Source organism: Symploca atlantica LB2515 (assembly GCF_052546295.1).
This window is the reverse complement of sequence record NZ_JBQWMT010000001.1, coordinates 4,200,340-4,219,795: the sequence shown is the minus strand read 5'-3', so window position 1 is coordinate 4,219,795 and position 19,456 is coordinate 4,200,340. Positions and strand designations below refer to the sequence as shown.

Sequence of the window (19,456 nt, the reverse complement as noted above, 5' to 3'; positions counted from 1 at the left end):
CTGCAATATGCAGGAAAAAACTATCGAGAATGTATTTCATATCTTAATTCTCGATGCCTAGTAGATTAAGACCGAGTGCTGAGAGTACTCGGTCTTATTGTAAGTTATAGATTGACTCTACATTAATCAAGCGGTCGCTACTAGGGAACCTCACTGACTAGATAAAAGCACTTCTTAATTAAAAAAATATCTTGCCCTAGAAGCTAAACTTAGTTCGCACCGTGCCAATTAAAAGATCGTTATTATTGCTGTTATGGTCGGGTGCCGTTAACCAAATCACCCCAGGCGTAATTGCGATATTATCTGTTAGTTGGTATTGGTAAAATGCCTCTATATGCAATGATGTGCTTGCATCTTCAATACCCAGGCTTTGGAGACGATTGTTGCTTCCCGTTATCTTCGGTTCCATACCCACAATAATGCCTGCCAAGTTACCAGTTTTGCCCAAATCAGGAAATGCTAGGGTTATAGCCCAGTTCCAGATACTAGCATCTCCCTGATTAATAACACGCGCATCTGTATAACCCGCCCAGCCGCCCAGAACAAAGCCGGGGTTAACTTGGTAGAAAGCCTGGATAGCAAAGGAATTACTCAGAGATGGTAATTCTCCTAAATTGGCACTGTTACTTCCAGTTTGTAAGTAGCTGTTATAAGCGTGAACATAAGTCAAACCAACCCCTACTTGCTCACTGGGTTGGAAAACTACCTGAGCTAGTGCACCATAGGAACCATCAAATAGACCAGCACCCGGTGTAGGATTACCCGCATCACCAGCTAAGTAACCAAGACTTACTGCCCATTGGTCACTCAAAGTTTGCCGGATACCAATACCAGCACCCTCGACTAGGTAGTAAATGGGAGCACGAGTGGCAAAACGAGAGAGGGCACCACTGGCACCGTCACCATCTAGGTAGGGGTTGAGGGTATCGGCAAAGTTATCAGCACTGCCAGCATTAGCCGCAACGACAATTTTGGTGCGACTACCCATAGGGAAACTGTACAGCAGAGCATCAATTTCAAGATCGTTTTCAGTGTCACCAGTGAAAGCTAGTTCACCTTCAGGGGTGAGAGTGCGGCTTTCCAGAGAGTCCAATCCCTCTGCTTGCAGTCGAGTCACCAGGGAATCTCGACCAGTAAAGCTAGTTTTTAAATTAAGGCGTGTCCGATGACCAAAGTTGATCGCACGATCAATGTTCTCCCCTGTCGCGTCTTCGCCGGTAGCAATACCAGCAAGCCCAAAAATTATTTCTCCATCTAGTTTAGTCGTGGTGGAAAATTGAGTAAGTTCCAATTCCGCAGTACGAGCCGTCAAAGCGTCAAGATCACCCCGTGCTAAAGCTAGTTCCAGAAGAAATTCATCTTTTAATTTTTGTAAGACAGCTAAGTCTTCTTGGCTGACGAGATCTGAATTTCTGCGTATGAGCGACTCAATCACAGTAAAAGCACGTTCTAGACCAGCAGCAAACTCGTATCTGGTAAGGGGGCGATTGCCCCGAAAAGTACTATCTTGATAACCTAAAAGGACACCATATCTTTCTATAAGCGATCGCAGTGCTTCGTAAGCCCAGTCGCTAGGTTGAACATCCCTTAACTGTGAAACATTGTTTACCTGAGCAAAGGCATCACTATATTGATTAATTTGCCCTAAAAGAGTCGATGTTGACTTAGCAGAAGCTTCGGTTAAAACCTGAATATTCTCTAGATCTGGAGACGGTAGTTGGTAGTCTGGCTTTTGCTGCTCAATCCCTTGTTCTGTCAAGGTTTGCTTACCTTGTTCTGGCACAATCATCCCAGTTCCTTGCTCTTCGATTGCCCAGGCGCTACTAGACAACAGCAGAAACACTACCAGATTAGCGGGGCTAATCAGCAGAGAATTCCGCCAAATTTGGCATATTTCCACTTTTATTCCTCACACCATTCACTCTCTTTTCATATTGTTAATCTTTGCACTACTAAGATGCCAAGAGTATCAAGAAAATTTAGTTTGATTGACATTGCACAATTAGGAAACAGGGGGGGCAAGAGGGACAAGAATCGCCAAAAACTTCCTGTTATCCTGTAACTAGGCAATGTCGGTACGCTGGGGGCATGTATCTTCGATGCCTGCCTTTGTCTGATAGTAAAAAGCCTATCGACAATATCCTGGTGGAATCAAGATGCCGATAGACTCCTAGTTCAGATTAATCTAAGACTAGTGGACTTCTTCAAGAACTGGATAGTCTGTATAACCCTTCTCATTACCGCCATAGAAAGTAGAGCGGTCATAATCGTTTAACTCAGCATCTAGGGCGAAGCGCTTGGGTAAATCTGGATTTGCCAAAAACAGCCTGCCATAAGCTACTAAATCTGCATCACCATCTGCTAATACTGCCTCTCCTGTCTCACGGGTGTAGCCGCCAGCAGTAATTAAGGTGCTTTTAAAGATCGGACGAAAGAAATGTACTCCTAAACCACTGCCATCGTCTTCAACTGTTTTGTTGCCTTGAATCCTCGGCTCAACGATGTGCAGATAGGCGAGATTAAATGGATTGAGAGCCCCGGCTACGTAGCCGAACAATGCTTCCGGATTGGAGTCATGCATGCTCATGAACGTGCTGGCAGGTGAGAGGCGTACTCCCACTCGATCTCCACCCCAAACACTGACAACGGCTTCAACGACTTTCAGTAGGAGGCGGGCACGGTTTTCAATGGAACCTCCATACTCATCGGTACGCTGGTTTGAGCCATCTTGAAGGAATTCATCCAGCAAATAACCGTTCGCGCTGTGAATTTCCACGCCATCAAATCCCGCAGCTAAAGCATTTTTTGCCCCTTGACGATATTGTTCAATAATTCCAGGAATTTCTTGAGTTTCCAAGGCACGGGGTATGACAAAAGGCTGCTCACCTTCGTAGGTAGAGGCCATTCCTTGAGGTGCGATTGCACTAGGGGCAACGGGAAGTGCTCCTTGCGGTTGCAGCGATGGATGAGAAACTCGCCCAACATGCCAAAGTTGTAGAAAGATACGTCCTCCACTCTGATGTACAGCTTCTGTGATTAACTGCCATCCGGCTATTTGTTCTGGCGAGTGAATACCGGGAGTACTTGGATAGCCAACACCTTGGGGTGAGACTTGAGTTGCTTCGGTAATAATCAGGCCTGCTGAAGCTCGTTGTTGATAGTAAGTTGCATTCATTGGACCGGGAACGTTGCCAGAACCAGCACGATTACGAGTTAATGGTGCCATCACCAGCCGATTAGGAAGGGTATAGGGACCAAGCTGAATTGGAGATAGTAAATTGAGATTACTCGGCATTGATTTGTGCTCCTTAATTTGTACTTCAGAGAAACTTTGTAGTGAATTTATCCACAAAAAAATAGCCAGAAAGGTATTTGAAGTAGACCAGTCTACTACTTCAGGAAAAACGTGTCTTTCCGGTTTTTCAGACTGACAAATTAACCTTTGAGTACATATCCAAAGGTAATATTCATAAAGGCTGTGAGCGGGGCAATACTTTTGGTAATTTTCATTTGTAGAATGGCTCCTTCCCACGCATTCAAGCAGTATTCTGCTAATTCCGGGACATCGAAACTTGACGAAATCTCACCAGCTTCCTGAGCCTGTTTTAAACACTCTGCAAAGCGTTGACGCCATCGTGCAAAAATCTTTTGGAGTCTCGAACGAAATATTTCGTTTTGATCAGCTAGTTCTTGACCTAAATTACCTAGAAGGCAACCCTCCCGGCATTGCAAAGAGCCAAACTCTTCGCATTTAGCCTCAAAATAGTGCCTCAGGCGAGTTAAGGGGGTTAAGGCTTCGTTCCCCAGGTATTGCTCTAAGAACTGGTCATGAGCTATTGCCTCGTTTTCAATAATCTGAAGTCCGAAGTCTTCTTTGCTGTTGAAGTAGTGGTAGAACGAACCTTTAGGTACTCCAGTTGATTGCAGGATCTCTTTGATTCCGGTGTGGTTATAACCTTTCTCCCGGATAATACAAGTGCCTGCTTTCAAAAGTGCCGTTTTTGTATCGCTCCTATTCATAGCTTTTATATTAGACCAGTCGTCTAGAAAAAGTCAACCCACAACTGCCATCATTGAGCTTCGTAAGTATTTCCTCTGCTTGGCGTGTTATTCATAACTAACTCTTCTCAATCAAAAAGTGTGTTGCTACTAATAAATGTAAAGCTATTAGCCTCAAATGCCTTCTGTCTTTCGGAGGTAAAAGAATTACCAAAAACGATTCAAAACTCTACCCTCAGAAGGGAGATAAGTAGTGTTTTCTACTGAATGCTTAGTTAAATCTGCGAATTTTAGCTTAGCAAACTATTAATTTGACTTTGCAGTTTTTCTCGCAGACTTTGGGCTTCTCGGTAAGCCATTGTTCTTAGCTCACTTGAGCCAATTTTAGCCTCTCCTTCTTGCTCTATTTCTGTCCCAAGCTCGTAAACAGGATCAATATAATAGTGGAGTCGAGTTCTCATCGCCCAAACACCCATTGAAGGGAACAAAGCAAAAACAACCATCCCTAAGGATAGTGGGAAGAAAGGCATGCTGATTAGTCTGGCCAGTTGCGGTAAATTTTTAGCCCAAGGATGCAAAAACTCATTGCCAAGGCAAATTACTGGCAGAATGGGAATATGGTAGCGATCGCTTAAGCGAATAAAACTCGGATGAAAGGCTTGCAGATGATAGCGCTGTGACCAACCTTTGCAGGGGCCACGTAAACCTTCAGGCGCGTACAGCAGCACAGTTTTGTGGGCAACTGCTGCTTCAAAATCATCAGCTTCGGCCCGCACACCGCCCAAAGCTTGTGACCATCCAGAGGGTAGCCACCACCTCATCCAGGGATGCTCAAATAAAGAAACCCCAGCTAATGGTTGCACCACCCATTCTTTTGTCTTACCTAAAAGATAAGCCAACCCCAAAAAGTCCCAAGGAAAAGACATTCCCGCGTGGTTCATCGCCACAATTAATGGTTCATGGGCTGGCAAATTTTCAATTTGGTGTAACTCAGCCCGAAAGTAATGTTCCACAATTGGCGCAAGTACCTCATCTCTAAAAGCTTGTTGATAATCTAGCTCAAACTCAGCTTCTTGTTTACCTGGAAAACGACAGCCGAGACGTAACCAGCGCAATAACAATGCTAGGTAAAATCCCCCTGGAATTAGAAACAATCCATACTCAAACCAATTCCAGCCATCTGCATCTAAATGATACTTTTGCCAGTGGCGATTGAATAAAATTAACCACCCAGGAGGATACCAGAGGCAAAACCAATCAAACCAGGTAAATTGATAGGAGCCAATAGAGGATTGCTGCATTCAGTAAGATGATTACTGCTATATTGATCAATCTTAAGGTGAAATCCTTTTAGCTATAAGTGATTGATTGATTTTTTATACCAATCATTCCCAAGATTCCCTCGCAAGATAGGGGTACTGTGCCTTGCTCAGATCTACCTTGGGTGACAAAGATAGCTATTCGTGATGCTAGATAGGCATAAGTTATGCAGACCAAGTTAGATTCTACTTCCCCGACACCAGAAATAAAAGACATTGCTGCCAATTTTCGTTTAGTAGGCTTGCTAGGCTTCTGGGTACAGCTAGGACTTGGCGTTGTTTCTTTCCTTTGTTTACTGTTTGCATGGTCTGGTCGTAACTTCAGCGAAGAAACCCATCAAGGTATGGGGGTTAGTATCTTTTTTGCCGTCTGCGGAGTGATTGCCCTGGGAATTAGTATTTATTTTGCTTGGCGTTACACTCGTATTGCTAAAAGTTTAGGAAATTCTAATCCTGGTCTGCGTCCCTCGAAATCTGACACAATTGCACTGTTGCGGCTGGGATTAATTACAACTTTCGCGGGAATTTTCTTAAATCTCTTGGGGGCGGGAGCAAGCCTCGGAGTACAAGTGGCAAAAGCAGTCTCCCAACCACCGGGAGTAGCAATTACTGACCCAGATATGATTATTCGAGCGCTGGATGTTTTTGTTTCGGTAGCCAATGTTGATGGCATTGCTGCTCACTTTGTCGGTGCTATTTGCTCACTATGGCTGCTAGAACGGGTTAATCAGCACTAAGTAAATAGCACAAAAAGATTAACAATCCAGATCCTTGACTTCTTTTTTAGAACTTGGATGGTTATGCATGAATTTGATTTAGAAGTCGGGTATCTACCGAAAGTCTAGGTTACTCATATTTACACCACTTCCGAGAGGCGCAGACCGCCGATATTTTGGCATTCAAAGGTAGCATAGTTATTCGGGTGACGCTTGACTAGCTCAATGATTTGCCCTGCCGAGTTCTGGAGAAACCATTGACATAAGGAATCACCAGAGAAAGGAAACTTGGACATCGGCTCAAAGCCTTTTTTTCTCCAAAACCAAGCTGTAGTTTGCACATCCTCAACACGAATCGCCACATGATGTACAGCAGCCTTGCCTCTTTCCTCAATGAAGCGGCTTTTTTGGTCGCCAGTTGAATGAGGTGCGTCTATAACCACTAGTCCGCCTGACGGCATCAAAATGGTCATTAAATGCATCCATAAATCGGCGTTAATTTGGTAAGTATCGGCACAAAATTCTTGAGGAAAAAGTCCTAGTCCCTCAATGATTTGACCACCAAATTTGCCTAGAGTTTTAGCGTACTTCTTGAGCAATCGGGGGCTAGGAAGCGTCATCACGAAGTGATCTAGTCGTACTTGTTCACCATAAAGATTCGTCCTAAAAGACCAATTAGCCAGAAATTCAGGCTGATTAAATTCTGCCTTGAATTCTAGTAAGCCGTTTTTTTCCGAGAAAGGAGACTCTAAGTTTAAGTGCCAATCTTGATCGGACTTTCCTATTGCTAGCTGCGATATTTTCATATTGATCTCTCAAAAATCTAATCTGTCTTCTTCCCAAAGAGCGATAACCCTAGTACTTTTCTGCTACTGGAAGCTTGGTTTAGCGCTAATAACCTATCTGAAAAGCGTTAATGAAGTTTAAACCACCGATGTAGACAAGGTGGGGTCTGCTGCAACCTAAACAAATGAGTACCGAATGTATAGTCTGTAATCAGAGTACTTTTTGGATCGGTTTCCAGTAAGCTTTCTCTATTAAAGCAAATTTTGTGAACTTTTGTAAAGTAGTGCTGAGTTAACGGGACTTAAACGAAAATAAAGAGTTAATAAAGGTATAATTTAGGCATGGCAGCCATTTGACATTAGAGTGTAAGACAGGAAAGAGACAACCCCCGCCGCCATGCCTCCTTGCTTCGATAGATGGTGCAAACGCTTTGATGATGTCTGGAGACATCAAGCGCAAAAAAGGGAGTTTAGGAACTATATTGGGGGATTATTAGGGGAAAGTGAAGGAAAAAACCTGTCTCAAATGGCGGATAACGCGGTGGGAGTGACTTACCACCGATTACATCATTTTTTAACGGAAGCCCCCTGGAATGCTCAACAGGTAAATGAGCGGCGTCTACTGGTGATGAATCAGTGTAGCCCAACCCGAATAAGTAGAGGATTCACGTTAATTGTAGATGACTCAGGACATAGGAAAAGTGGCAATTTCACGGCGGGAGTAGGACGACAGTACATTGGAGAAATCGGGAAGACAGACAACGGAATAGTAGTGGTAACAACTCATCTATATGATGGGAAAAAAAGCCTACCGTTAGATATAGAGTTATCTCAACACGCTAGTTCTTTAGCTGAAGGAAAAAAAGATATTGAATTCCAGAAAAAGCCGGAGTTAGGCTTAGCATTAATTGACCGCAGCATGAACAGAGGATATCGACCGGGTATCGTATTAATTGATGCTGGGTATGGAAATAACACAACGTTTTTGCTGGAACTGGAAAAAAGGAAACTCAAGTATATAGGAGGATTAGCCAAAAACCGTAAGGTGATAATTGAAATAGGGATAAGTCAACGAGAAGAGATTCGCCTAGATAAGTTAGCCGAATCCTTGTCGCCAAAAGATTTTACCCCTGTTCAAATCAATCTAGATAAACTGAAAACCGTTTGGGTGGCTCCTGTAGAAGTTGAACTCTCACAGCTTGAAGGAAAGAGAACAATTGCTATCGTCATGAATGCCTCAACCTTCGACCAAGCTAGTGATGTTGACTATTTTATTACCAATGTTGAATCAACAAAAGCCACAGCCGATTGGATAGTAACTACCTACTCTCAAAGAAATTGGGTAGAAGTTTTCTATCGGGAAGCCAAAGGCTGGTTGGGTTTATCTGAATATCAAGTCAGAGATTATAGAAGCCTGATAAGACATTTCATGCTTGTGTTTTGTGCCTATACATTTATTTTATGGCACACTTTAACCGGAGGATTAAGACGGCGTTGGGCATCGAAACCTTTAAACACCTTTACTGAAGCATTAGAGGCGTTTCGGACAGCGATGTCTTTCCGTTTTATGGAGTGGTTGAACCACAATCGGGACGTATTCTTTGCTCACAAAGCTGCTTTGGGCTTTGTTTGGGCTTGAAATCTGTCTAAGTCCCATTAATCAACAAGGCTTATTCAAGCAAATCGGGTTGTTGACGGACAATCATCTCGTAGAGTGGCTGAAAGCTAAACCATCCGGCATCTTGGGACCCTACCTGAGTTTGTGCTAGACGAGCATTTTCTGGTTCGATCAACACGGGCGTACCAGCAGCCTCTGCCATTAGCTGTACCTGACAAGAACGATCCATGGTAATAAACCACCAAGCAGCTTCATCGACGGAGTGACCAACTGTCAGCAGTCCGTGGTTGCATAGGATCAGAGCTTTTTTATCACCCAGGGTTTTAGCAATGCGATCGCCTTCTTCAAGTGTGAGAACTAAACCCGTGTAATTGTCGAACAGACCATGGTCTTCGTAAAAGCTACAGGCGTCTTGGGTTAAGGGATCGAGGAGACGGCTAAGACTCGACCAGCTTTTGCCATAGATGGAGTGGGCATGGGCAGCGGTCACAATATCGGGGCGAGCGGCATGGATTGTAGAATGGATAGCAAATGCAGCTTGATTGACGGGCTGGTTGCCCTCGACTACCTCACCTTGTTCGTTGACTAGAATCAGGTCACTGACCCGGATCAGACTGAAATGCATCCCGAAAGGATTAACCCAAAAATGATCCAAACGTTCGGGATCACGGGCAGTAATGTGACCGGCAATACCCTCATCAAACCCGAAGTGAGCAAAGAGGCGGAATGCAGCCGCTAAGCGTTGTTGGCGATGGAGGCGTTCTTCTGCGATTGACGCAAATATTGGTGGTTGGGGAATGTTAAGTCTCAATGTGTATCTTTCCCAGAATAGCTTGTTGACATTTTCTTTCTGCTACTTCGTAAAAGAGCAGTTATTTTGACTACTATTGAAAGTATTTTTTGGCAAAATATTGCTATCGCAACGGATTTTTAATGTATACTGACTAAATTATTTTGCTAATTCAAGGCATACTTTTTCCGGCTATGGTTGGCACCTACTTGGGAAATAATTTAAGAAAATAAGTACTAATTAAGGAGCAAAAGCCCTTGATCATAGCTTAATTTTTCTACATTTAGTACCTGACAATTAATCTTCATTTTGACTCAGAGACTACCATCGCTTAATCATAGCTTTTTCATTTTTATTGGTAATCATAACAGCAAATAGAGTGGAGGTTCAGCGTGGGCTTTCCTTGACTCTTGACTGGTGTGGCATTTACTAGAGGAACAACAACTGTGACCCAAGAAGAGCGAGAAGAACGACCCATCGGTGTGGATTTATTTGCCGGTGCAGGAGGCATGACTTTAGGTTTTGAACAAGCTGGATTTGATGTGCTGGCCTCTGTCGAAATGGATCCAATTCATTGTGCCACCCACGAATTTAACTTTCCCTTCTGGTCTATTCTTTGTAAGGATGTTAGCCAGACAACAGGGGAGGAAATCAGAAACCTGTCTTTAATTGGAAATCGTGATATTGACGTGGTATTTGGCGGCCCTCCCTGCCAAGGGTTTTCAGTAATTGGCAAGCGCAACTTAGATGACCCTCGTAACTCTCTGATTTTTCAATTTATGCGTTTGGTTTTAGAGCTAAAACCAAAGTTTTTTGTGATGGAGAATGTCAAAGGACTGACGACAGGAAAACATCAACAATTCCTGCAACAAATTATTAGTGAATTTAAGCTTAAAGACTACGAAGTAGAAGAGAACTACCAAGTACTTAATGCTGCTAATTATGGGGTGCCGCAAAGTCGTAAAAGATTATTTATTCTGGGCTGTCGGAAGGATTTTTCCTTACCTAAATATCCTCAGCCGATTACAAAATCAGCTAAGTCAAATCTGTTAAAGAAACCTGAAGTGTCTCCTCTGGCTATCGGTCCCACAGTTTGGGATGCCATTAAAGACATACCTGAAGTAGAAAAGTATTCACACTTGTGGTTAAAAGACTCAGTTGTAGCGCCTTACGGCAAACCGAGTGATTATGCTAGGCAACTGCGTGCTCTTTGTTCTCTAGAGGATGACTACTCTTATCAGCGCGAGTACGATCCCAGGATCATCACTTCCAGCCTACGAACCAAGCATTCCCCAGAATCTGTGAAGAAGTTTGCCGCCACCTTACCGGGTAAGATAGAGCCAACAAGCCGCTTTCTCAAGCTTCACCCTGAAGGTGTCTGCAACACTCTTAGGGCAGGAACTTCTAGTTCTAGAGGCGCTTTCACTTCCCCCAGACCAATTCACCCATTTACCCCAAGATGTATTACTGTACGTGAAGCCGCACGACTGCACTCCTACCCAGATTGGTTCCGATTTCATGTAACTAAGTGGCATGGATTTCGTCAAGTTGGTAATTCAGTGCCGCCACTGCTTGCCAAGGCAGTTGCAGCAGCAATTAGGGACTCTTTAGGTGTAGTTCCGTCTCAGCCTCAAGTGAGACAACAGCTAGGAGGGGAAAAGTTACTTGAGATCAAAATGTCAGAGGCCCGGCGATATTACAACGTTGATCAGTCTCAACAACTAGAGTAAACTCCCAGCTAATCTTAGTTGTGCAATTTACCTTGAATGTCGTTGAACCTAATCAAGATATCAGGGACTAGTTTGTCTTCTGGATTACCTTGGGTAATCTTGCGGATGGTTCGATTAGTCAGCAGGTAGTAACTGCCGATTTTTTCGTGAAAGTCTCTGACGTCTAACTTTTCTAGTACTTCACCTGTCTGAGGATCGCGGAAGCTTGTCTGGAAATGAGTTACTACATAACCTTCTGGATTTTTGGCAATGCCTAAAGTGTCCACCGTGACAGCGACATCTCCCAACAGGCGATTGACTTGAGTAATCACTTGATCTTTTACCTTGTATTGAGATTTACTCTTATCTGCTACCTCTCGAATCTTCAATGCCCCAGACTCATCAGTGCCTTCCAATTCAAAGCTGTTAGGGTCATGCCTTTGCTCAAAGGGGATCCGGCGACGATGGATCACTTCCATCTTGAGTTGATTGGCTATTAACTGCCGTACATCTTCCCTATCGATATTAAGGACTTCAACACTGAGGTCTGGTTCAACACGGATTATCCCTTGGTCAAGTTCCCCCTGCTCATTAATCGACACCTCAGCCGAATAGCCGGGAAACTTTTCATCCCAGGTATAGCGATTTTCGTAGGCTTCCTTAAAGGCAGCGCTAGCAGAGACGGCAGCAATTTGGCTGGAACTAGTTTGGGGAATCAACTGTGCTTGAGCAGTATTAGGCAATCCCAGTGTCAAGCTAGTAATTATCAAGAGGAAACTGATACCACAAAGCAAAATTCGGCGTTTTATTGGTTGTCTGATCACGGAAGCTAGACAATTACTACGATTACTACTGTAGTCAAATCTTGATGCGATACGGAGCGCTTGCAGCACCGAGCGCAATATGTTAGTAAAAGAAAGCTTTATCACCTTACATTATCGCTTGAAACCGCGCTCTAGCTACTGGCAACTGCTGCCTTACCTCCGCCCTCACTGGAAAACCATTACTCAGGCATTGGCTTGCACTTCAGGAGTCACGGTGTTCTGGCCACTTCAGGCAGCACTGGCTGGTCAGATTGCCAAGTTTATTGGACAGGGCAATATGACAGCACTGGCTCAGTTGTCGGGAGGCCTTGCCCTAGTTTTTCTCGTCCAGAAAATCTTGATGTATGGTCAGGATTCCTTGATGGCAAAAGCTGCTCTCGCTATTGCCTTCGACTTGCGAAAGCAGGTATATACCCATATCCAACACCTCAATCTAACCTATTTTGAGACTGCTAAGACAGGGGACTTAACCTACCGTCTCACCGAAGATATTGACCGGGTTGGGGAAGTAGTCAATAAAGTCTTCCACGATTTTGTCCCCTGTGTCTTGCAGTTAATTGTCGTGTTGGGTTACATGATTTACCTCAATTGGCAGCTAACCTTAGCAACACTAATCACGGCACCACTGATGGGCATTTTGATTGGCTGGTTTGGCGAGGAAATGCTCAAGTTCTCGCGCCGCAGTCAAAATCGCGTATCCGATTTATCGGCTTTACTTACCGAAGTATTCAGTGGGATTCGCCTGGTACAAGCTTTCGCCGCCCAAGAATACGAAATTGAACGCTTTGCCGTCGTCGCAGAACATAACCGTCGTGCTAAGTATGCGGCTGAACACCTCAAGGCAATTCAGTTTCCCGTAGTCGGATTTATGTATGCGATGAGCGTGTTACTGTTGCTGTTCTTAGGCGGTTGGCAAATTTCTACAGGCAACCTGACGGGAGCAGAATTTGTCAGCTATCTCGCTGGTGTGGGACTGATGATTGACCCAATCGCTCACATTACCACCAACTACAATGATTTTAAACAGGGCGAGGCATCGGTAGACCGGATTTTTGAGCTGTTTGCTATCGCACCAACTGTTGTGGAAAAACCGGGTGCGATTAACCTGAACCCGGTTACTGGCAAAGTGGAATATCACCAGGTTAGTTTTGCCTATCACTCTGGAATGCCTGTACTCAAAAAATTGAGTTTGTTAGCTATGCCAGGAGAAGTGATTGCCCTAGTTGGGACATCTGGTGCGGGAAAAACAACTCTAGTCAATTTACTTCCCCGCTTCTATGACTCTCAAGAAGGGGAAATTCTCATTGACGGCGTTAATATTCGAGAAGTTACCTTGAATAGTCTGCGGCGTCAAATTGGCATTGTTCCTCAGGAAATGACTTTATTTTCTGGCACAATTGCTCAAAATATCGCCTTTGGTAGACATGAATTTGACCTGAAAGAAGTCCAGACAGCAGCAGAGATTGCTAATGCTCACGAGTTCATTGAGAAGCTATCCCAGGGCTATCATACTTGGGTAGGAGAACGAGGCGTTAATTTATCGGGAGGGCAAAGACAAAGAATTGCGATTGCTCGTGCTGTCTTCCTCAACCCCAGTATCTTAATTCTTGACGAAGCCACCTCTGCCTTAGATTCAGAATCGGAAGCCTTGGTGCAAGAAGCCTTAGAACGAGTGATGAAAGAGCGTACTGTGTTTATTATTGCCCACCGACTGACAACCGTGCGCCGTGCTCATCGCATTCTTGTTTTAGAACAAGGGCAAATAGTTGAATCAGGAATTCACGAGGAACTCTTAAGGCAAGGTGGCCGTTATTCCCAATTCTGTGCTCAGCAATTTAATTGAATTCGTGATTTAGTCATCCCGAAAAGCTGGATCATTTTCCAGTCGAGATCTAGATCTTACTCTTGGGCGAGATTGCGGTTTACTAGCTTGAGATGGTTGGGTATCTCTAAAGCCCAATAGAAAAGCAGAACTAGCAAAATATCTAGTCCACGAACGCATTTTAAAATTTTGCTGCCACTGAGAACGAGAAACAGTTGAACGCAGCAAAGGGACTACCTGGCCCTGATGTTCGCCTAAGATAATTAGATTAACCTCTGTTGCTTTTGGGTTTGCTGTAAATTCTTGATCTATCGAGTTTTTAGCAAAATTTTCGGCGTACTGTACTAGATTCTCAAACGATTGAATGCCATTAGAGTTGATCAGAAAATTTCGTTCAATTCTTTCAGCTAAGGCTGCGCTGGGCAATATTATTAAGTTCAATAATACCAAAATAGCGCACACAATGGGGCGATAACAACTCATTTCCTTGGCAGTTTTCTGTTTAGCTTTATGAAGCTAACAGTCACAGGTTAAATTAGTAGTAAGAAAAAGTTAATTGCCAGCTAGTTCGTAGAAAATTGTCTGGATTATATAACAATATTTTTGACTTTTGAGCAAAAATATAAGACTAATTAATAGTTATCGCAAGACAAAAATTATTGCCTTAACTCAGCCAATAAAATAACTTAAGCTGAGTATTTATGAGTCTATTTTCTTAATCAATAGTCTTGCTCTAGCAATCCTCAATAGGATGTGAACACCTTCCCCCTGTCTGCCTTGGAATGAAAATCAAATAGGATGACTATATTCGGTTCAATTATTTAGCGGCGGGTATACCGATGCTTGACCCCAAGGGGAAAATACTCAGGATCACCGACTGAAGCTAATTCCACTTGCGGCCGTTGGTATTCGGTAGGAACGTAGTTGGCAAATTCGCTGTTGAGTCGCAGTAGTTGGGCAAGAATAGAAGATGCGATCGCATCTTTCTTTTCCTCACTGCTTTCAACTCCAGGCGCTAATTCCACGACAACGGCTAAACAGCGATTTTTGTCGGCATCTTCCTTAACTTGAAGCACAAACTTACCAGTAACCCAATCTTTAATTATCGGCTGCTCTAACCCGACGGTCACATTTTCAGGATAAATATTGGCACCAAAGTAGGAGACGGTAAAATGAGAGCGTCCAAAGACATAGACAAACGGCAAAGCGTGAATACCTCTATGACCTTGTTGTTGTAGCTGTGCCCTTGGGTAAAACCCTTCTTCTGTCAGGAATTCGAGCATTGCTTCGTAAGAAATTAGTCCCCCATGATCCGAGATATGATACCGCACCAACGGGATAGCATTATCCCCAGAAAACAGCAATGTACCGTCCTCAACCTCGAAGAAGCGGCTTAGGGGGTCATATTGAACTAAAGTGGGTAAACGCGATTCACCAAACAGACGGCGAGCAGTATCTGGGTGTTGTGCCAAATAACGACGAATGCAGATACTCAGAGGAGTTTCATTGCCCAACACACCAGCATCAGCAGTGCCATACAGTGAGGCGGAGTCATAGCAGGGATGGTTCGAGCCGACGCGACTACCAACCAGAGTACGCCACTCTTCACTAAAAACCTCTCCGGCCATTACCAGCTTAATCTGATACTGCGGCCAATTGACACCTTCAGCAATACCACTATCAATAACATCCTTAAGAAACGGTGGATAGCCCAGCAATACCACCTGCTGAAAGCTTGGCCCCAGTTCTTTGACTACTCGTAAGATTTCCTCTTTTTTATTACCAGGGGTGATCACGGTAACCGGATAACCTTTACTAGCTAGATAACGGCAGCAGTTAGCGGTGTAAATGCCACCAACCCAAGTTCCCAGGCTAAAGCAGACTACGGCGAGTGTGGACTTACTATCGGCAGAGAAACTATCGTGGAATATCTGCTCGAAGCGGGTAGCAATCTGAAGTTCATCTACCAAAAAGCGTGGCCAGAATGTGGGTTTGCCAGTGGAACCAGAGGAAACGGCAATCATGTCGCATTTTTCCAGGTTTCCGTTGCGACACAACTCAGAGAGTGAATGAAGTAGCAGATAGTTACTTTTGGTAATCAGGGGAAGTTTCTGGAAATCTGGGAAAGTTTTAATCGAAGCTGGAGCAATGCCGTGTTCTTGCAAAAAAGCTTGGTAGGCTGGAACTGTAGTAGCAACTGAGTCAAACAGCTCTAAGGCAGCAGTTTCTGGGGGAACTTGCTGATGCCTTTGCAGTCGAGTTTCAAAGGGCGTAGTCAAGAAGTCTTGGAATGCTCTTGCGGCACGTTGGCGCTGTTCTTCTTGCATTACTGTGTAGTCGTTTGCCTATTTACTGAGTAAGCTAGATTTTGACCATCAACAGTATATTCTTTTTGAGAAAAACAGTGAATCTTTCAGAGTTCTGAAATCCCAAAATTCTTGGTAGCAAAAAGGGTGGTTGAAGCTGGCTCTATCCTCTATTTTTCCGGGAATGCGAGTAACCTGGATGGATAGATCTATATGCAGGTAGTAGATTCCCCGGATTGAAGCCTCTCTCGTCTGCGCAAAGAACCAGAAAAGCCTCGACAGTTGCTTCTACTTCCTCTATCTGGAGCAACTGGATATCTTGGTGAGACCAACTCCGATTGTGTAGCTCTTTAGTGTGTGCTGACCTAGAAGCCCTGCCCTTTGTGGGTTCAAGACAAATAACTAACCAACAACAACCAAAAACCAGAAATAAATTTTGATATGAGCCAAGGAATCCAGCCGGGGCTAACTTTAGGTGGTCGCTATCGCGTTGTTCGTCAATTGGGACATGGTGGCTTTGGACGTGCTTATGTAGCTCAAGACCTTAACCGTTTTAATGAACTTTGCGTTTTAAAGGAATTTGCCCCTCAAGTTCAGGGTACCTACGCCTTGCAAAAAACGGAAGAGCTATTTGAGCGGGAAGCTGGGGTTCTCTATCAGCTACAACACCCTCAAATACCTAGGTTCCGAGAAATTTTCCGGGTAATGCGCCAAGAAAAAGGATTCCTCTTTTTGGTGCAAGACTTTGTGGAGGGACAAACCTACTACGCCATACTTGAGCAAAGAAAGCGTCAGGGGTTAGGGTTTAGCGAAGCAGAAGTAACTCAACTGATGCTCCACCTTCTGCCGGTTTTGCAGTATATCCACTCCCTGGGTGTAATTCATCGTGACATTGCTCCCGATAATCTAATGTTGCGTAGTACCGACGGTTTGCCAGTGCTGATTGATTTCGGTGGCGTTAAGCAAGTAGCGGCAACCGTAGCATCCCAGTTCCTGGGAGCAGCCAATTCTGGGGGAATCTCTAGCAGTGCAACTTGTTTAGGTAAGGTAGGCTATGCCCCTCAAGAACAAATGCTCAGGGGAATCGTCTCTCCCAATAGCGATTTATATGCGTTAGCGGTCACGGCTTTGGTCTTGATTACCGGTAGGGAACCACAGCAGCTGATGGATCCGCAAACTCTAAGGTGGAACTGGCGGCAACAGAGCAACCTCAGCATTAATTTGAGGAGCGTACTAGATAAAATGCTCCAGCCAATACCAGGTGAGCGCTATCAAAGCGCTAGTGAAGTATTGCAGTCCCTTCTTGGCTCTCCTGCACCGACTGCCTACCAGACTACACCACAGCCTTTACCTGAGATTGAGGCTACTCTACCCATAGTTCCTTCACCTGTTAACCAGCCTTCTCCCCCAACTGCCGAGGTGCCATTATCTTCTTCCGGAGGTAATCGTTCGCCCGGTTTGTTAGGAAAACTCCTGCTCTTGGTAATCTCCATCGCCGCTGTCGGTAGTCTCAGCTTCTGGGTTACCAGTATGTGGATTCATGCCCGTATGGAATCCGGAGACAAGGATAAGTCACTCAACGTTGATAATCCTCTTGTTCCAGCTCCAGATGAGGTTGAAACACCTCCCCCACCGCAGTTTTCTCCAGAGGAACAACAGCGGAAACAAACACTGCGGCAGCAACGTACTAGTTTAGGTGTTGCCTACCGTTTCTATGTTGATTTAGTGGATGAGGAGTTTTGGAGTAAGTACCCTAATCAAAGAGGGCGGCCCTTGAGTGTTGAGCCAGGGGATGCGCAGTTGAGAGAAGAATGGGATGCCATTGCTGCTGAACAGTTAGAAAAATTGGAAGAGTCTGATCTAAGTTCAGCGTCACGGCAGCTATTGGGAAGCTACAAATCAGTTGACCTCAATCGCTGGAAAAATGAAGCTAACAAATTACATGTCAGTAGCCGTGCTCTTTACGACCTGGCAGATGCCAAATTTTTGGAGCGTTTCCCAGAGGAGCAGGGTAAAAAGTTTATTGACAAGCCGATTGGTCAGGTTTGGCAAGCCTTTGTTGCAGATATGCTCATGGCGTTGCAATCTAGAGAGACTCTAGAACAAATTGTCTTTGAACAAGGAGCCGTTAGCCAAGAAGTAAGCGGGACTCTGCAACCAGGAGAGGGAAAAGTCTTCATTGCCCAACTTTCTGCGGGTCAGCTGATGAATGTCAAGCTGCAAACTGCTCGGAGAGCTTTGTTTTCCATCTATGGACCGACTCGGGGAACAACTTTACTAGAAGACTCTCGCGATCGCACTTGGTCAGGAGAGCTACCAGAATCCGGTTTCTATGAGCTTGTGTTAGTTTCCAAGGTATCTGAGCCAATTAATTATCAACTTGACCTCACAGTGGAAAATCAGGAGTCGTCTGAATCACCGGCTGATGAATCGACTGAGCCCGGAGATCTCCAGTAGTATTCAATCAATCTGCTTGAATACCCCAGCTTAGATAATTATTATAATTTTATAGACAATATTTTTATTAATTGAGAATTGCTCATTTTGGGGTTTGATTTGAGGGAAGCTTGATTATCGAAAAATTGTATGAAATTTAATCTAGTTACGAGCATAATTAAGACTATTACTAGTCAGGTAAATAGTTCAAGTCAGCTTGTTAATTGCCTGGGCAAAGTTTTTATTATTGCCCACCAAGAATCAACAGAATTACTAGAAGAGTACTTAACTCAAGAAGGTTTTGCCTGGGAAGTACTCAGACAGGAAGAACGAGCAGAATTTAAGAATCTATCTAGCAGTTATCTCTGTCTACTGAATCATCAAAAAGCCTGGGAAAAAGCCTCATCTGAGAGTAAACCAACGCTGATTGTGGAAGCAGATTTCGTGCCTGTACAGGGATTAGGAAAGCTACCCTTGCCTTTTGATGCTACTGGGAGCGATGTTGGCATTTCTTGGTTATACACCTGCGCTGCTCAACTTTACACTGTTTCAAAAGATGGCTATGCTCAAGGATTTTCCACGGCTATGGTTGCTTATATTCTGACTAATCAAAGTGCCAATTCTTTATTAGAGTATGCTAAATTAATCCAAGAGAAATGGGAGCCGACTGATTACTTAGCTTGGGACTCAGATATCGATGCTTTCTTACTAGCTAAAAAACTCAAGAACTACATCCCCTTTCGCAACTATGGCGAACATGGTGGACAACCGAATCCTGAGCATCAGCAAAACGGACTGAGTAAAACTCACAGGGCTGATGTACTCTATGGCAGGCTTGCCTTCTTACCTCTCTATGCTTCAGTAGTAAAACATAGCCAACTTAAACTATTCTGCGTAAGACTTCAGGCCCGCCTTAAAGGAATTGCTCGTTTGCTAACTGGACGCTTTCTTCGTCTACCTGTTCTCAAAGGTTCCAGTTTTCCTGTAAGGCTGCTCATTTTTGCCGTTACTAGACACTTTTTTGCGATACTTTGAAAATTACTAATCTCAGCATAGACCTCTTGCCAAGTAAGTTTTAGTTAAGTAACTAAGCTTTACTAAAAGGCAAGAGGCCTATATTTCACTTAGAAAG

Annotated in this window: 15 protein-coding genes; 6 read left to right on the top strand and 9 right to left on the bottom strand. The window is 44.1% G+C overall.

Features of this window, described 5'->3' with window-relative positions; genetic code table 11:
* Positions 1–196: 196 nt before the first annotated feature.
* From ACT7WV_RS17620 to ACT7WV_RS17605, 4 genes are all read right to left on the bottom strand, one after another.
* Positions 197–1,894 carry an iron uptake porin gene (locus tag ACT7WV_RS17620; protein ID WP_463424269.1) on the bottom strand — a complete coding sequence of 566 codons (1,698 nt, stop codon included), beginning with the start codon at positions 1,892–1,894 and terminating at the stop codon, positions 197–199.
* Between the two features lie 297 nt (positions 1,895–2,191).
* Positions 2,192–3,295 (bottom strand): alkene reductase, encoded by a 1,104-nt coding sequence (locus ACT7WV_RS17615; protein WP_445104126.1) that lies wholly within the window; start codon positions 3,293–3,295, stop codon positions 2,192–2,194.
* 140 nt (positions 3,296–3,435) lie between these two features.
* Positions 3,436–4,020: a TetR/AcrR family transcriptional regulator gene (locus ACT7WV_RS17610; RefSeq protein ID WP_445104125.1), complete on the bottom strand. Its 585-nt coding sequence runs from the start codon at positions 4,018–4,020 to the stop codon at positions 3,436–3,438.
* A 269-nt stretch (positions 4,021–4,289) separates the two neighbouring features.
* Positions 4,290–5,300, bottom strand: coding sequence for a 1-acyl-sn-glycerol-3-phosphate acyltransferase (locus tag ACT7WV_RS17605; protein ID WP_445104124.1), 1,011 nt, complete (start codon positions 5,298–5,300; stop codon positions 4,290–4,292).
* 185 nt (positions 5,301–5,485) lie between these two features.
* Between ACT7WV_RS17605 and ACT7WV_RS17600 the strand changes: the two genes are divergently transcribed.
* A complete protein-coding gene (locus ACT7WV_RS17600) occupies positions 5,486–6,055 on the top strand; it encodes a DUF3611 family protein (RefSeq protein ID WP_445104123.1) in 570 nt (189 codons plus the stop codon).
* A 119-nt stretch (positions 6,056–6,174) separates the two neighbouring features.
* Here the strand turns inward: ACT7WV_RS17600 and ACT7WV_RS17595 are convergent, their stop codons facing one another.
* Positions 6,175–6,840 carry a VOC family protein gene (locus ACT7WV_RS17595; RefSeq protein WP_445104122.1) on the bottom strand — a complete coding sequence of 222 codons (666 nt, stop codon included), beginning with the start codon at positions 6,838–6,840 and terminating at the stop codon, positions 6,175–6,177.
* Between the two features lie 376 nt (positions 6,841–7,216).
* Here ACT7WV_RS17595 and ACT7WV_RS17590 point away from each other — a divergent pair, with 376 nt between their 5' ends.
* Positions 7,217–8,458, top strand: coding sequence for an IS701 family transposase (locus tag ACT7WV_RS17590; protein WP_445101212.1), 1,242 nt, complete (start codon positions 7,217–7,219; stop codon positions 8,456–8,458).
* A 31-nt stretch (positions 8,459–8,489) separates the two neighbouring features.
* Here ACT7WV_RS17590 and ACT7WV_RS17585 read toward each other — a convergent pair whose 3' ends face one another.
* Positions 8,490–9,248 carry a class II aldolase/adducin family protein gene (locus ACT7WV_RS17585; protein WP_445104121.1) on the bottom strand — a complete coding sequence of 253 codons (759 nt, stop codon included), beginning with the start codon at positions 9,246–9,248 and terminating at the stop codon, positions 8,490–8,492.
* 425 nt (positions 9,249–9,673) lie between these two features.
* Here ACT7WV_RS17585 and ACT7WV_RS17580 point away from each other — a divergent pair, with 425 nt between their 5' ends.
* A complete protein-coding gene (locus tag ACT7WV_RS17580; protein WP_445104120.1) occupies positions 9,674–10,957 on the top strand; it encodes a DNA cytosine methyltransferase in 1,284 nt (427 codons plus the stop codon).
* Positions 10,958–10,971: 14 nt separating this feature from the next.
* Here the strand turns inward: ACT7WV_RS17580 and ACT7WV_RS17575 are convergent, their stop codons facing one another.
* Positions 10,972–11,760 carry a DUF3386 family protein gene (locus ACT7WV_RS17575; RefSeq protein ID WP_445104119.1) on the bottom strand — a complete coding sequence of 263 codons (789 nt, stop codon included), beginning with the start codon at positions 11,758–11,760 and terminating at the stop codon, positions 10,972–10,974.
* A gap of 79 nt (positions 11,761–11,839) precedes the next feature.
* Between ACT7WV_RS17575 and ACT7WV_RS17570 the strand changes: the two genes are divergently transcribed.
* The gene (locus ACT7WV_RS17570) at positions 11,840–13,603 is read left to right on the top strand and encodes an ABC transporter ATP-binding protein (protein ID WP_445104118.1); all 1,764 of its coding nucleotides are present in this window, start codon (positions 11,840–11,842) and stop codon (positions 13,601–13,603) included.
* A 9-nt stretch (positions 13,604–13,612) separates the two neighbouring features.
* Here the strand turns inward: ACT7WV_RS17570 and ACT7WV_RS17565 are convergent, their stop codons facing one another.
* Together ACT7WV_RS17565 and ACT7WV_RS17560 are read right to left on the bottom strand one after the other, a co-directional pair.
* Positions 13,613–14,008 carry a DUF4211 domain-containing protein gene (locus ACT7WV_RS17565; protein ID WP_445104117.1) on the bottom strand — a complete coding sequence of 132 codons (396 nt, stop codon included), beginning with the start codon at positions 14,006–14,008 and terminating at the stop codon, positions 13,613–13,615.
* A 395-nt stretch (positions 14,009–14,403) separates the two neighbouring features.
* Positions 14,404–15,909 (bottom strand): phenylacetate--CoA ligase family protein, encoded by a 1,506-nt coding sequence (locus ACT7WV_RS17560; RefSeq protein ID WP_445104116.1) that lies wholly within the window; start codon positions 15,907–15,909, stop codon positions 14,404–14,406.
* Between the two features lie 420 nt (positions 15,910–16,329).
* Here ACT7WV_RS17560 and ACT7WV_RS17555 point away from each other — a divergent pair, with 420 nt between their 5' ends.
* Both ACT7WV_RS17555 and ACT7WV_RS17550 read left to right on the top strand, forming a co-directional pair.
* Positions 16,330–18,345 (top strand): protein kinase domain-containing protein, encoded by a 2,016-nt coding sequence (locus tag ACT7WV_RS17555; RefSeq protein ID WP_445104115.1) that lies wholly within the window; start codon positions 16,330–16,332, stop codon positions 18,343–18,345.
* 129 nt (positions 18,346–18,474) lie between these two features.
* Complete coding sequence (locus tag ACT7WV_RS17550) at positions 18,475–19,359, top strand: LPS biosynthesis glycosyltransferase (protein WP_445104114.1); 885 nt, start codon at positions 18,475–18,477, stop codon at positions 19,357–19,359.
* The last annotated feature ends 97 nt before the right edge of the window (positions 19,360–19,456 follow it).

Excerpts from the sequence above, each read along its gene's own strand:
- ACT7WV_RS17600 (WP_445104123.1), top strand. The coding sequence starts at position 5,486 with ATGCAGACCAAGTTAGATTCTACTTCCCCGACACCAGAAATAAAAGAC.
- ACT7WV_RS17605 (WP_445104124.1), bottom strand. The coding sequence starts at position 5,300 with ATGCAGCAATCCTCTATTGGCTCCTATCAATTTACCTGGTTTGATTGG.
- ACT7WV_RS17615 (WP_445104126.1), bottom strand. The coding sequence starts at position 3,295 with ATGCCGAGTAATCTCAATTTACTATCTCCAATTCAGCTTGGTCCCTAT.
- ACT7WV_RS17595 (WP_445104122.1), bottom strand. The coding sequence starts at position 6,840 with ATGAAAATATCGCAGCTAGCAATAGGAAAGTCCGATCAAGATTGGCAC.
- ACT7WV_RS17570 (WP_445104118.1), top strand. The coding sequence starts at position 11,840 with ATGTTAGTAAAAGAAAGCTTTATCACCTTACATTATCGCTTGAAACCG.
- ACT7WV_RS17555 (WP_445104115.1), top strand. The coding sequence starts at position 16,330 with ATGAGCCAAGGAATCCAGCCGGGGCTAACTTTAGGTGGTCGCTATCGC.
- ACT7WV_RS17610 (WP_445104125.1), bottom strand. The coding sequence starts at position 4,020 with ATGAATAGGAGCGATACAAAAACGGCACTTTTGAAAGCAGGCACTTGT.
- ACT7WV_RS17550 (WP_445104114.1), top strand. The coding sequence starts at position 18,475 with ATGAAATTTAATCTAGTTACGAGCATAATTAAGACTATTACTAGTCAG.
- ACT7WV_RS17590 (WP_445101212.1), top strand. The coding sequence starts at position 7,217 with ATGCCTCCTTGCTTCGATAGATGGTGCAAACGCTTTGATGATGTCTGG.
- ACT7WV_RS17560 (WP_445104116.1), bottom strand. The coding sequence starts at position 15,909 with ATGCAAGAAGAACAGCGCCAACGTGCCGCAAGAGCATTCCAAGACTTC.